16 protein-coding genes are annotated in these 13,122 nt (G+C 67.7%); all 16 read right to left on the minus strand.

Going from position 1 to position 13,122, the window contains the following annotated elements:
* Window positions 1-40 precede the first annotated feature (40 nt).
* A complete protein-coding gene (locus P5703_RS15730; RefSeq protein ID WP_285588001.1) occupies window positions 41-838 on the minus strand; it encodes a GTPase in 798 nt (265 codons plus the stop codon).
* 290 nt (window positions 839-1,128) lie between these two features.
* Complete coding sequence (locus P5703_RS15735) at window positions 1,129-1,845, minus strand: DUF5983 family protein (protein ID WP_016851998.1); 717 nt, start codon at window positions 1,843-1,845, stop codon at window positions 1,129-1,131.
* Window positions 1,846-2,095: 250 nt separating this feature from the next.
* Window positions 2,096-2,488, minus strand: a complete 393-nt coding sequence (locus P5703_RS15740; RefSeq protein WP_003141051.1) for a hypothetical protein — start codon at window positions 2,486-2,488, stop codon at window positions 2,096-2,098.
* Between the two features lie 25 nt (window positions 2,489-2,513).
* Window positions 2,514-2,750: a hypothetical protein gene (locus tag P5703_RS15745; protein ID WP_016446173.1), complete on the minus strand. Its 237-nt coding sequence runs from the start codon at window positions 2,748-2,750 to the stop codon at window positions 2,514-2,516.
* Window positions 2,751-3,531: 781 nt separating this feature from the next.
* Window positions 3,532-5,547 carry a DNA topoisomerase III gene (locus P5703_RS15750; RefSeq protein WP_280059656.1) on the minus strand — a complete coding sequence of 672 codons (2,016 nt, stop codon included), beginning with the start codon at window positions 5,545-5,547 and terminating at the stop codon, window positions 3,532-3,534.
* Between the two features lie 294 nt (window positions 5,548-5,841).
* Complete coding sequence (locus P5703_RS15755) at window positions 5,842-6,225, minus strand: single-stranded DNA-binding protein (RefSeq protein ID WP_004362284.1); 384 nt, start codon at window positions 6,223-6,225, stop codon at window positions 5,842-5,844.
* Window positions 6,222-6,770: a DUF3158 family protein gene (locus P5703_RS15760; RefSeq protein ID WP_004362273.1), complete on the minus strand. Its 549-nt coding sequence runs from the start codon at window positions 6,768-6,770 to the stop codon at window positions 6,222-6,224. The genes P5703_RS15755 and P5703_RS15760 overlap by 4 nt, the downstream gene beginning before the upstream one ends.
* The gene (locus P5703_RS15765) at window positions 6,767-7,546 is read right to left on the minus strand and encodes a PFL_4669 family integrating conjugative element protein (protein WP_280059657.1); all 780 of its coding nucleotides are present in this window, start codon (window positions 7,544-7,546) and stop codon (window positions 6,767-6,769) included. Before P5703_RS15765 ends, P5703_RS15760 begins: the two co-directional genes overlap by 4 nt.
* Window positions 7,547-7,669: 123 nt before the next feature.
* Window positions 7,670-7,861 (minus strand): hypothetical protein, encoded by a 192-nt coding sequence (locus tag P5703_RS15770; protein ID WP_011805449.1) that lies wholly within the window; start codon window positions 7,859-7,861, stop codon window positions 7,670-7,672.
* A gap of 28 nt (window positions 7,862-7,889) precedes the next feature.
* Window positions 7,890-8,177 carry a type II toxin-antitoxin system RelE/ParE family toxin gene (locus P5703_RS15775; RefSeq protein ID WP_009618209.1) on the minus strand — a complete coding sequence of 96 codons (288 nt, stop codon included), beginning with the start codon at window positions 8,175-8,177 and terminating at the stop codon, window positions 7,890-7,892.
* On the minus strand, window positions 8,164-8,463 hold the full coding sequence (gene relB / locus P5703_RS15780) for a type II toxin-antitoxin system RelB family antitoxin (protein ID WP_009618210.1): 300 nt from the start codon (window positions 8,461-8,463) through the stop codon (window positions 8,164-8,166). Before relB ends, P5703_RS15775 begins: the two co-directional genes overlap by 14 nt.
* Window positions 8,464-8,590: 127 nt before the next feature.
* Entirely contained in the window at window positions 8,591-9,784 is a 1,194-nt protein-coding gene (locus P5703_RS15785; protein WP_017244810.1) for an STY4528 family pathogenicity island replication protein, read from the minus strand.
* 2 nt (window positions 9,785-9,786) lie between these two features.
* The gene (locus P5703_RS15790; RefSeq protein ID WP_280059658.1) at window positions 9,787-10,347 is read right to left on the minus strand and encodes a DUF2857 domain-containing protein; all 561 of its coding nucleotides are present in this window, start codon (window positions 10,345-10,347) and stop codon (window positions 9,787-9,789) included.
* A gap of 17 nt (window positions 10,348-10,364) precedes the next feature.
* Window positions 10,365-12,023 carry a ParB family protein gene (locus P5703_RS15795; protein ID WP_262243890.1) on the minus strand — a complete coding sequence of 553 codons (1,659 nt, stop codon included), beginning with the start codon at window positions 12,021-12,023 and terminating at the stop codon, window positions 10,365-10,367.
* Window positions 12,016-12,252: a type II toxin-antitoxin system HicA family toxin gene (locus P5703_RS15800; protein WP_013982111.1), complete on the minus strand. Its 237-nt coding sequence runs from the start codon at window positions 12,250-12,252 to the stop codon at window positions 12,016-12,018. Before P5703_RS15800 ends, P5703_RS15795 begins: the two co-directional genes overlap by 8 nt.
* Complete coding sequence (locus tag P5703_RS15805; protein WP_031275994.1) at window positions 12,236-13,102, minus strand: ParA family protein; 867 nt, start codon at window positions 13,100-13,102, stop codon at window positions 12,236-12,238. The genes P5703_RS15800 and P5703_RS15805 overlap by 17 nt, the downstream gene beginning before the upstream one ends.
* Window positions 13,103-13,122 lie beyond the last annotated feature (20 nt).

Here is a 13,122-nt window from a genome sequence, read left to right on the forward strand (position 1 = left end):
AAGAGGCTTCCCGCCGCGAGGGCGGGAAGCTGCTGAGAGGTCAGTGCCGGACAGCCTTGCGACTCGACAGGCACTGCACGCGGATGCGTCTCCAGCTCCCGTCGTCAATCAGCCGTTCCAGCGTCTCGCCGAGGGTGTCGAAGAACACCTCATCGACCCGTTCGACCAGCTCGCCGTCGCGGTGCAGCTCCACCGCGTAGAGGTCGAGGCCACGCTCATACAGCACGGTGACGCGACCCTGAAACTTCATCGTGTCGACGGTGAAGCCGATGGCCGGTGGCGTGCGGATGATGTCGGCGGGCAGCGGATCGACCCAGGTGATGTCCCGCGCACCGGCATCCACCAACAGGTGGGTGACGCGCCGGAAACCGTCGGGAGCGGGCAACTGCTCCAGTTGGACGATCAGTTCCTGCAGCTCGGGGCAGCGCGGCTCGGGGATCGGCAGCTTCGCCGGTGCGGACCCGAGCACGAACCGCTTCACCGTGTAGGGCTGGCCGTCGGCGGTGAACTCGGTCTGCTCCTCGGGCGTGTCCGCCCGCTGACCGTCGAAGCGGCGTCTGACATAGGGTTCGACCTGCACCTTGGCGCCCTCGTCGGGCACTTCGGTCACGAGCGTGCGATCGAGCACCGCGAACTCGGCTCGTCCCGTCTTGACGACGATGGCCTCGTCGGTGGTGGCGATGACCTTGCCCTCGAAAGGCTTCGGGTCGATGTGAAAGCCCAGCGTCGAAACCTTGGGCTGGCCGTCGAAGATGTTGAACTTGAACGAACGGACGTTGGAAGGCACATGACCGACGACGAGCGTCGGCATCTGTGCGCGGATGGCTTGGGTATCCATGGGGAGACTCCTTGTGGCAACCAAGGGGCTCCCTCCCTCAAGGGAGGTCGATCCCTTGAGGGTGAGGTGGATGGACGCGGGGGCGCCCGGAGAACGAAGCAACCAGCACGGCGAACCGCGCCACAGTCTCGAAGGTCTCGACTGCCTGGGCATGCTGCCGGCAACGCCAGCGAACATGCGGCCAGCGTGCGGCACATGGCGGCGACCGTCCGTTGGGAATCGGCAATGCGCCGGCACCGCGTTCCGCGAAAAAGAAGAGCCCCGACGTGGGGGCTCGAATGGGTTGCGGGTTACTCGTCGTCGTAGAGCGTCAGCCCGTCCAGCACGGGCGCGTCGGCATCGAACACCAACATGCGAACGTCGGCGAGCGCAGCCAGGTGCAACACTTCCACGAGGGACTCCGGCACGCCCTTGGCCCGGTGCTCCTGCCGCAGCTCTTCGGCGGTGATGCCCTCGACATGCTGCAGGTTCGCATCCGTCCAGGGCGTGGCGACCAGCTTCACGCCGACCGCCGGGCTGTAGGGAATGCGGAAGGCCACGAACAGAAAACCGCTCGGCGTGGCGATGTCCGCCAGTTCGGCGAGGAAGCGACCGGCCTCCTCGGTGATGTGCGCCGAACTGATTTCCCAGGCACGGCTGTAGAACCCGGTCTCGAAGCGCAGGCGGCGTACCACCTCGCGCGCGGCTTCCTCGGAGTAGGTATCGCCGACGTGCAGCGGCTGGCCGGCTTCTTCGGCCATGACGGCGTAGACGAGGTTTCGGGCGATACCGTGGCTGGGGCACTGCGCGTCCAGCTCGGGCGGCACGTTCTGGCCCTCGGTGATCAGCGCGAAGTCGTCGCAGAAGACGCAGGCATGGCGCTCGACCTGGCTGTCCGGCAGGTGCGACTGCGAGACGTGCAGCGGCAGGTAGCTCAGCGGGCAGTCGTCGTCGTAGGAAATCGCCAACAGCCGCTGCACGGACAGGCCATCGTAGCCGCGGGCGAAGGGATTGTTGGAATGGGACATGGGATTCCTCCAGCAGAGGATGGCCGAGGCAATCCCCTGCCGGGGATTGAACCCCAGCGAGTGGATGAAGTGGCAGCCGGTCAGCCGGCCGCGGCGTCGGGCCGCCCTGGTGGCGGGCGGTGCAGGTCAGTGGAAGATGGTGATTCGGGACATGGCCGCTCCTGCGAAAAGAAGGAGGGACATGGCCCCGAACGGGGACGCATGTCCCTCGTGGGGTGGGATGAATGGACGGTGGGTTGCCAGGCGCGGCTCACCAGCCGTTGTAGTGCAGCGTGAGGTCAGCGATGACCTGGCGCCGTTCCAGATCGAGGCCGCCGAAGTCGGACAGCCCCTCGAAGCCGCAACGCTTGAGCATCGCGCCGCCCTCGCGGGAGTTGTAGAAGCTCACCATCGCGGACAGGAACATGCGTTGACCGCTGCTCAGCACGCCCAGGGCGTCGTTGAGCATCAGCATGTTGGGCCGCAGGTCCCACTTGGTGGTGGCACGCTGCAGACCTTCGCGTGTGCCGTCGCCGAACCACTCGTGGCCGGCGATCTGCGCGCCGCGCTTCCAGGCCTCGAAGAAGGCCTGCGGTGCAGCGTCGAAGTGCGCCTGTTCCAGCGCCATCTGATCGAGCACGTCTTCGGGTAAAGACAGATTCATGAGAGAACTCCTTGAAGGGTGGGAATCAGGGGTGAGCGCGCTGTGTCCAGGCATGGGTATCCAGGGCGCGCTGTGCTGCGAGGTGGGTCGGGAAATACTCGACGGACTCCCGCGATACCGGTCCTTCGTCGTCTTGTGTGCCGATGTAGTGGCCGGCCGCGCTGCGCAGCACCTGTAGCGGCAAACGCTTGCCGGTCCAGGTCAGCGCCAGCGCACCACTGCGCACTGCGGTTGCAGAGGAAGATGCGGAAGGTTCAGACATGCCGTGCTCCTTGGTGGGTCGGGGAGCACGCATCCCGCAGGGGATGGGGTTCCCCTCGGGTGGTTGAGAAAAGTGCATCGTCGCCAGGCCGGCGAGCGTCCGCGATGGGCGATGCGAAGCGGACTGGTTCGGTCAACGCGGCGAACCGCGTTGCAGTCTTGAAGACCGAGACTGCCAGGGCATGCCGCTGACGACTGTCAGCAACGCATGGCGTGAGGATGGGCGCGAAGCATGGCTGCCGTCGCAGGGAAAACCGAATCGCGGACGGCCCGCTTTAGGGCAATGGCCGGCGTCACGGGACAAGGCAAAGACCAGGGCGCCGAAGGCCACACGGGCCTTCGGCTGAAGAGAAAGGAAAACCACCTGTGGGCTGCGTCAGCGCAGGCCGTCGTCAAAGCCGTTCGCTGCGTCAGCAATCGCACCCGGCCCGTTTCGTGGCTGGGGCCGGAAACCTCTGGCGTGCATCCACACACAAAGGGAGCCCGATGTTTCGCCGGCGGGCACCGGCACGGAATACCCTCGGCCCAAGGGGCCTCCTCACGGCTCGCGCGGCGGCAAGGCGTCAGGAAGCCCCTCGTGACCGAGGCAAGGCACACCGATCAAGGGAATGGCGGCGGGCGCGATTCGTGGAGCAATGACCTTCTCGCCCCGTCGCCCGACGGCGGGCAGACGGGGCGCGCACACCGTTGCAGAAGGAGACGCGCGCTTTGGAGTCCCGCGCGGTGCGGGACGTTTGCCTCGCCGCCAGTGAAGTGGCCGGCGCGGCAGGGGGAAGCGAGGATCAGGACGCCTTGGAGGCAGCGCGCCGCTTGCGCGGTGCGCTGCGCCGGCCCGTCGGGGACTCGATCGGCAACGTGCCCTTGCAGTCCGGGTAGCGCGAACAGGACCAGAACGAGCCGCTCTTGCCCGTGCGCTGCTGCATCGGTGCGCCGCACTGCGGGCAGGCCGGCGCCGGCGGCAGCTTGAGCGAGAGCGTTGCGCCGCGGTACTGCTGCACGAGCTGGCCGACCCACACGGACTGCTTCTCGATGAAGGTGTCCAGCGCCATCTGGCCGGCCTCGATCATGTCCAGCGCCTGCTCCCACACCGCCGTGGTGCCGGGGTCGGCGATGGCCGAGGGCACCGCGTCGATGAGCGTGAATGCCGCGTCGGAAGCGCGGACGGCGCGACCTTTCTTGACCAGGTAGCCGCGACCGATCAGACCGTTGATGATGTTGGCGCGTGTCGCCTCGGTGCCGATGCCTGTGGTATCTCGCAGCTTCTGTTTCAGCCGCGGGTCGGTCACGAACTTGGCGACGGTCTTCATGGCCTTGATCAGCTCGCCCTGCGTGTAGGGCTTGGGCGGCAGCGTCTTCAGCGCCTTGAGATCCACCTTGCCGACCGGGCAGGACAGGCCCGCATGCAGCGCCGGCAGCACCTGGCTGCGCTGCGCATCCTCGCCGTCGGCATCGTCCGGCCCCGGCGTCGCCAGCACCTCGCGCCAGCCGGTGACGGCGATCTGCTTGCCCACGGCCGCCAGCGACTGACTGCCGCACGAGAACTGCGCTACCGTCCGGTCGAACTCATGGTGCGGGAGGAACTGCGCGAGGTAATGAGCGCGGATCAGCCGGTAGACGGCCAGTTCCTTCTCGTTCATGGCCGACAGGTTGGCGGGCTCCAGCGTCGGGATGATGCCGTGGTGAGCCGTCACCTTGCCGTCGTTCCAGGCGCGCGAACGCTGGTTGCGGTCGAGCTGGCCGATCAAGGGCCGCAGGCTGGGATCGGTGGCTAGCAGTGCATCGAGCACCGCCGGCACTTCCGCGAGCATGCTTTCGGGCAGGTATCCCGAGTCGCTGCGCGGATAGGTCGTCGCCTTGTGCGTCTCGTACAGCGCCTGCGCGATGTCCAGCGTCTCCTGCACGTCGAGGCCCAACTGCTTGGAGCACACCTCCTGCAGCGTGCCCAGGTCGAACGGCAGCGGCGGTGCCTCGCGCACGCGCTCGGTGTCCACCGACACGACCTGCGCATCGCGTGCGGCGCGAATGCAATCCGCAGCCTGCTGCGCCACCGGCTGCTGAAGGCAGCGACCCGCTGCATCGGTGCTGCCTTCGGGCGGTATCCAGCTCGCGGTGAAGGACCGGCCGGCATGGGATAGCAGCACGTCCACGGCCCAATACGGCACAGAGACGAAGCGCGCGATCTCGCGATCACGATCCACGACCAACTTCAGCGTCGGCGTCTGCACGCGCCCCACCGACAGCACGCCGGTGTAGCCGGCCTGCCGACCTAGAAGCGTAAACAGCCGGCTCAGGTTCATGCCGATCAGCCAGTCGGCACGCGAGCGGGCCAGGGCCGAGTAGTACAGCGGCAGCGTCTCGGCGGACGGCTTGAGCGCACCCAGCGCCTTGCGGATCGACGCATCGTTGAGCGCCGACAGCCACAGGCGCTGAATCGGCCCGTGGTAGCCGCACAGGTCGATGATCTCGCGGGCGATCATCTCGCCCTCGCGGTCGGCGTCGGTCGCTATCACCAGCTCGCCCGCCTTGGCGACGAGCTGCTGCACGACCTTGAATTGCGCCGCGGTCGCCGCCTTGGGCTCGACACGCCAACGCTCAGGAAGAATGGGCAGTTGCTCGATGGCCCAGCGCTTGTATTGCTCGCCGTAGCCTTCGGGCGGAACCGCCTCCACCAGATGACCGATGCACCAGGTCACAACGACACCCGCGCCGCTGTAGCAGCCGTTGCCGCGTTGACCGGCACCCAGCACACGGGCGATGTCCTTGCCCTGGGACGGCTTCTCGCACAGGAACACGCGCATGAAGCCTCCTTGGAAATGTGCGGTTCATCGGATGGGCGTCAGCTTGGCGGGGCCAGGAGATGCCGGCAGCAAGGAAGTCGATTGATGCAGACACCGCTTTGTGATTGGCAGGCGGTTCGTTGCCGCAGCGGTGTGCATAGATCGTAGGAGCTGGCACAGCAAGAGCGTCGTTTCGGGAGGGCGGCTGGAACTCCGTGGACGACCTTGGAGCTATCCCCTGGGGATAGCTCGCTGGTGCATCGCGGGCGTATGACGGTTGCTACAGCCGCCCTCGGGGGAACGGCGATGGGCGAATTACTGTCCGCCGGCCGGCTTGGCGCTGAGCGCCACCGACTCGATGCGGTACGGCAGGATGCCCACGCGCCGCGCCTCGACCTTGAACGTCACGCGCTCGTTCTCGTCGGCGTCCTCCCATTCGTCGCGCACGGTGCGGCCCTCGACCAGCACCCGCATACCTTTCTGGTACAGCGTCTTCCAGTGCTCGGCGTCGCGGTGCCACAGCTCCACGGGCGCCCAGAAGCCGCCGCGATCTTCGTACTCGCCGTCCTTCTTCGGGATCGGGTTGTCGAAGTAGACGTTCAGGCGAAGCAGCCGGCGTGGCTCGTCGTTGCCGTTCGGAAATTCGCGGTAGTCCGGCGCAGAACCGATGTTGCCCTCGCCGACGAAGTGCGTGCTCATGGTGACTCCTTGGTGGTGGGTGGAACGGACGCGGTATGCCCGTGGACGCGCCGCAGGTAAGCCGCTTCGGCCTGCGCGGCCTTGTTGGCGCATTCCAGGGCTTGGCGAGCGATGCTGTGGGTCAGACTGATCTGCATGTTCAGCACGATGCGCTGCAGTTCGATCGCGTACAGCTCGTCGATCAGCGAGGCCGGCGTCGCGGGGTTGGCCAGCAGGGCCTCCCACAACGCCACGCCCATGGAGGAACGGTCGAGGTTGCGCCAGCGCAGGAAGGTCGTCCCTGCGCCAGTGGCCTGCTGGGCCAGTTGCACGTCGAGCAGACTGAATGGATAGGCGCGCGCCTGGGGCAGCACGCGCCGCTGCGCCAGGCCAATCACGTCGTCGCGCAGCGCTGCGCACTGGCTGGCCCAGGTCTCCAGACTCCCCTTACCCTTAAAAGGCTGTAAAAGGCCTTTTAGGTAGCCTGCGTGTTCCAGCCGCTGGAAGTCCGCCTGTTCCAGCGCCACGAAGCGCGTGGAGTGGCTGATAGGGGGCGATGCTGTCATGCGCCAACACCCTCATCGCCCGCCGCACCATCGGCTGCGCCACCCGTGGAAGCCTGCGCATCGGGCACGATGGCAGGCGCAGCAGGCGGCGTGCCGGGCTTGGTCGTCCGCCGCGCGATGGGTGGCGCGAAGCGCGAGCGGCGCGTGCCTTCCAGCACGTCCTGCGGCAACTCGCCGAACTTCTCCAGCGCCGCTCGCGCCGCCGCGTTCTTCGCCGCGAAGTCGTCGCGCGTCGTGCCCGAGTAGCGGTACTGCTGGGCCAGCGAGAACAGGCTGCGCAGCGCGTGCGCACCATCATTGAGCCAGCGCTCCAAGGTGCTGCGGTCGATCAGCGCCGTGTGGTGCGCCAGGATGAGTTTGCGTGCCAGGTCGTCGTAGTCGGCCAGCAGATACACCGCCATGAAGCCGAGCTGGGCGTTCACGAACAGCGGCAGCTTCACCGGCTGCACGTTCATGTTCTCGCCCAGCGACAGCGCCGGGGGCACGTCGGCCAGGGCCTGATCCACCTGTTCGCGCAGGGTCTGCAGACGGGTCTTGGTGTCGGCGAGTTTGTCCTCGATCCGCAACATCCACCAGTCCGAGTACGGGTCGTCCTGCTCGGCGCCGCGCTTCATCTTGTTCATGGCGCCGATGAAGCCGTTGAGACCGATGATGCCGGGGCGCCCCTCGGTCGGCGCACGGCCGTGCCAGATGCGCGAAGCGTGGTGCGTGTGCAGCGTCAGCGACATCGCGCTGCGCAGCGACCCGAGATTCAGTTGCAGGGGTTCATTGGCCATGGGTGACGACTCGCATTAACGGAACGAGTCGCCAGCATCGGCACCGCCCGGAAGGCCGTCAGTCAACAAACCGCAATCGGCGTGCGCCCGGTTTGTCGGTGGCGGGAAGGCTGGCTGTCCCAGCTATCCCCTGGGGATAGCCTCGCGGCGGGTAGCGACGGCAAGCGCCGCCTGCTGTCCCAACTGTGCAATGAAACCTTCGAGTTGGCCGTCGGCAACATCGGCATGGCGGCCGGCGGCGATGTCGGCCCAGCCCATGCAAGCTGCTTCCTGCAGCGCCTTGAGTTTGGCTGCTTCAGGCTCCTTGGTATTCATGGTGAATCTCCAGTGAGGAAAACCTCCTTCACTCCCGTGCCGGCGGCCACTGCTGCGCGGCGTGCAACACGCGCAGGATGGACACCGCGCGGGTGTCCTCCATGTAGACCACCACGTAGTTCGCACGCACGACCATCTCCCGCGTGCCGGCCACGCGGCCAGGCCGGTAGAGCTTCGGGCGCTCCGGCAGCTTCGCGGCCTTGGCCTCGATGTCGTCCTTCAACCGCTGCGCGGCATCGGGGTTGTCGTCCGAGATGTAGTCAACAATCGCCAGCAGGTCGGCGCGGGCAGCTTCCCGCCACTCAAGTACGCGCACGCCGCTTCCTGTCGATCAGGGCCTGCGCCTCATCCATGACCTGCTGGTGCGGCACCGGCGGCCGTGTGTCGGCCAGCGCCTCCTGGACCTTCGCCCGGAACCAGGCATCGTAGGCCTCCGGGTCGGCCGTGAGGCCAGCCGGCAGTGCGCCTTCCTTGACCACACGGGTCAGCAGGATGCGCACGGCGTCCGAAACGGTGAGGCCGACCCCGGCGAGTTTCTCGGCTGCATCGGCCTTGAGCTTATCGTCCACGCGGATGTGCAGCATCGAAGTCTGTGCGGCCATCGTTGCTTCTCCTGTTATGCATTAGCCCCTACTTTGTATCTCAATTGAGACCTTGGCAAGGGTGTAGCCGGATTGACCCGCCGGAAGGCTCCCTGTCCCAGCTATCCCCAGGGGATAGCTCGGCCGGTCACGGGTCGCGCAGGGCCGCCCGCAACCGCGCCAGGTGGGCGCGCGCCACTTCGGGGGATACCGGCGGTGCCGATGGCGCCGGTGCCGGTGCGGGTGGACGGGAAGCAGGCGGCACCGTGGCGCTGTCGCCCGCCCAGGCCTTGAACTCCCCACGGATCGCCTTCTGGATGATGCCGAACAGGTAGCCAGCCGGGTTGCGCACCGAGCTGTTGCAGCAGCGCGCCTCCCATTCGTCCAGCACCGCCTGCCGCAGGGCTTCGTCCACCTGCCGCAAGGCCACCAGCGCGCCGGACTGCTGCTCGTGCTTCAAACGCTGGAAGCGGTCTGGCAGCCGCAGGTTCTGCAAGGCCCTCGCGCGCGGTACTGTACGTACTTCATTTATACGATCATTACGTACTGTACGGTCCTGCTTCGGAATCCGAAGAGAGCCGTCCGGCGCGGGTTTCGGCCCTGCTTCGGATTCCGAAGACGGGCGCGCAGCATTCCGAAGAAGGGCTTCCTGGCCTTCTTCGGATTCGTGGTCCGCACCCTCCTGTGGATAACCTGGCGTCGTCCAGCCATGCCGCGCCATGCGCTGCGCCAGCACTTGCAGGCGGGTCGGCAGCGTGCGCCCGCTGAGCAGCGGGTCTTCGGCGATCTCCCGCAGCGTGTTCATGCCCACGACCTGCACCGCCTTCGCCGCGTGCGTGAGCGCCTGACTGACCAAGCCCAGGTAGTCCGGGTCGAGCTGCATCGCCTCGAAGGGCGACAGCGGTTCGTCGTGCAGCACGTAGAGGTTGCCTTGGATACGGCCGGTCCTGGGATCGCGCCGCCGCCGCACCAGGCTGAGCCAGCGTGTCAGCCGCAGCAGCGTCAAGGCGCGCGCCACGGTCTCGTGCGAGGCTTGCGACGCACAGGGCATGGACGCCAGATAGGGGCGGAGCTGGTCGTAGGTAGGAAAGGCGGTCACGCCGTCGTCGTTGAGCTGCAGGCGGAACACCTGCCAGGCATTGCGCTCCAGCGGCGTCAGGCGCCGGTCGAGGAACAGCGCGCGCGGGACGCTCTCGTGCCGGTTGCCGCTGTAGAGAAAGCAGTCCTGGCTCGGCGCCGTGCCCTGCGCCGGTTCCTTCGGCTCAAGGTGCCGCAGCGCCTCGTCGAACAACGCCGACAGCGCAACCGGGCCATCGCGCCGTGGTGCGCTGCCCGTGGTCATGGCTACACCAGCCCCTGGTCGATCCAGTTCCGTATCGCCGACCAGATCACCGACATGGGCAGGGTCATGGCCTCGGCCAGGTCCATGGTCAGCGCCAGCATCGCCATGTCGTCGGTCAGGGCGATATGGCGCTCGGTGACGCCGGCCTTCCAGCGCTCCCACAAGGCCACGTCCTGCGCCTCGTCGAGTACCGGATGCCGGCCCTTGCGCTTGGGCAGCCCGAGGATGTCGCGGCGCAGCGCCACTTCCTGATGCGTGAGGCCGTAGAACTTGCTGACCATCTCCGTGCTCGCCCCCAGGCGCAGCATGCGGTCCACCGTGGCGATCTCCCGCTCCACGTCGTGCAGCTGGCTCAGCAGCCGCTTCAACACCTCCTGGTTCACCGACACCGAACACCATGACACCGTGGCATTCACCAGCATGCTCACGAGTTCAGGGTGCTTCAGCGCATCCAGCTCCTCCTCGCCGAAGCCCATGGCCTTGCAGCGGCGCAACTGGCCGTTGCGCAGGTCATGCAGGGCCTGGGCGATCACGGCCTGGTTGAGCGGGTGCGGTGCCGACATGCGAGAGCCTCCTGCGCTCAGGATTCCTGGCCCGCTTCGCCGGCTTGCAGGTCCAGCAGCCGGCGCGCCAGGCGCAGCAGACGGAACAGCTTCACCAGCGCAGCATCGCTCAGGCGTGTGGCCGAGCCGCCGTGGCCATGCAGCAGCGCCGCCAGCTCGTCGGCCAGCCGCGCGCGGTCCAAGCCGTTCGCGGCAGGCGGCGCCGCACTCAGCGCATGCAGCAGGGTGAGCACCGCCCGCGCGAACGCCGGCAGCGCTTTCGCCTGGCCCACGGCCGGCGCCACGCAGACGAAGCCGATGCCGCCGTCGATGGCCTCGATGTGGTCGGCCACCGCCGCGTCCCCGGCAATCTCGCGCGCGAACTGCGCGATGTGCACGCGCAGGCGATCCGGCGCGTCCAGCCCCGGCTCGATATACCAGACGTCCGAGATGGGATAGAGCCCGCCAGCCTGCACGGGGATCGCACGCAGCGCGTCGACCTCGAAGTCGGGCAGCTTGTCGCCGAGCTGGTCCGCGACCATCCGTTGGATGGACAGCAGGCGCTCGGTGGTCGGTGCCGGTGTCACGATGTGCCCTTGCAGACGCTCGTCGCGTTGCCCGTACTGTTCCTCCGGCGCTCCGGGCGGTGCAGGCGGTGTTGCTGCTGGCGCCGGAGGCGCGACCGGCGTGGTGTCGCGCGGCACAGACGAGGCGGGTGGCTGCCGAGGCGCGGAGACCGGCGAGGGCGGTGTAGCAGGCAAGACAGGTGCTGCCGGGGGCGTCGGCGCTGCCGGTTCGCTGGTCAGCGCACGCTGGCGGCTTTCGCTGTCGTTGATCTCCAGCGCCAGCGTGTCGTAGTCCGCCTCCAGCAGCTCGGCCATCTGGCCCACGAGCTCGTCCTGCACCCGCTGCGGCGAGAAGTCGTCTGGCTGAGTGTCGAACTGCGTCAGCACGTCCTGAAACAAGGTGGCGAAGTCCACGGCCACGGTGCGGCCCAGCGCACGCCGCTCCCAGGTGCGCTCGCACGCCTTGCGCAGCACCGCGAGCCGGTCCACCTGATGCCGGCCCAATCCGCCGTACAGCAGCGTCGGGATCGCCGGCAGCAGATAGCGCACCGCATCGTTCATGCGGCTGATGTGCGACTGCGGCACCGGATAGCCGTCGGCAGTCAGCCGCCGCGCGAGTTCGCTCTGCGACAGCGCCTGGCCGCTTTCCTGCTCGTAGAACTCGCGGGCCTTCTCGATGCCCAAGGCCCGCTCGATGAAGGTCAGCCCGCCGCGCAGCTCGTTCTCGGCCAGATGCCCGGTCAGCGCCACGATTTCGCCGCGCGCCGGCCACGGGCGGAACAGGCACGCAATGCGGAAGAAGCGTTCCTCCTTGGTCTCGCTCCACAACTCGCGCAGGATCGCCAGCCGCGTGTTGCCGCCGTTGCGAATGATGTAGTGCGCTTCGCCCGGCCTGCGCGTGATCGCGGGGGGCGCGTCCAGCCCACGTTCGCGGATGGACGCCTTGATCTCCGCATAGGCCGGGTTGCGCGTCACGCGCGGGTCGTGGTCGTAGGGCCGCAACTGGTCCAGCGTCACCACCATCGGCGTGTCGGCGATGGGGTCACTCAAGGTCGCGGCCGAAGGGCCGCTGCGCTCGAAGCCGGTGGCCAGCAGCTTGGCAGCCATGTCCTGCGGCGACAGCTCAGCCACGGCCGTTCTCCTGCGCCTGCCGGTCGGCGCGGCGAAGCTGCGCGCGGGCATTGCGGTCGGCACGGTGGTCGCTCGCAGTCGAGCTGGTGTAGATCGACGCGCAGCCTGGTTTCGTGAACTTCAGGTGCCCGCCGGACGTGCGCACCACGCGCCAGCCTTCGCCCAGCGCGAACTCGATCAGCGCGCGCAGCCGTTCACGGCCGCGCGCCAGTTCATGCGCGCTCGCCATGGCCGGCCCCTCCCACATCGGCCCGGCCGGTGACCAGCGCGAAGCGCTCCCGCCACGCGGGGAACAGCTCGCCGGCCAGCGTGCGCATGGTGTCGAGCGCCGCGGGCGCCGTGCGCCCCGCTGGCTGCCGGTACTCCACCCGATGCACCGGCAATCCTCGTGTCGCAGCGCGCGGATAGGCTTCGATGGCCGGTACGTCGGTGCCCAGCACCTGCACGCCGGCCTGTTCTTGGAACACCTGTCGCAGCGCCTGCTGGACCAGCCGCGCGTTCGACGACACCGGATGCACACGGTTGATGAGCAGGCGCAGCGGCGGCGGCTCGATGCCCAGGTGGCGATACGGCGCGATGTCCTCGATCAGTTGCAGCGTGCCGCGCCGCAGCTCGCGCGCCGCGAGGATTTCCGGCGTCACCGGCGACAGCGCCAGGTCGGACGCCAGCACCGCCATCTCCAGCAGCACGCTGCGCGCGCCCTGGGTGTCGATCAGCAGCAAGTCGTAGTGCGTGCGGAAGACGGGAAGCAGATGGCGCAGTCGCAGGCGCCCATCCGGAGCGTGCAGCAGCAGCGTGTTCAGTTCGCCGCGGTCGTCGTTGGAGAGCACCAGGTCCAGGCCCGCGATCGCGGTGCGCGACACCAGTTGATCGATGCGCCGCTCGTTGAAGGCCAGCATCTCGTAGATGCCGGCGGGCGCGCGCACGTCCAGCGTGAAGTAGCTCGACAGCGTGGGCTGCACGTCCAGGTCCAGCAGCAGCACGCGCAGCCCGGCATCGGCGATGAAGCCGCCCAGGTTGGCCGCCGTCGTGGTCTTGCCCACGCCGCCCTTGGTCGAAATGATGGACACCACCTGCATGAGCTTCTCCTCGTCGAATG

It is taken from the genome of Stutzerimonas sp. FeSN7 (assembly GCF_030263795.1).
Taxonomy (GTDB): Bacteria; Pseudomonadota; Gammaproteobacteria; order Pseudomonadales; family Pseudomonadaceae; genus Stutzerimonas; species Stutzerimonas stutzeri.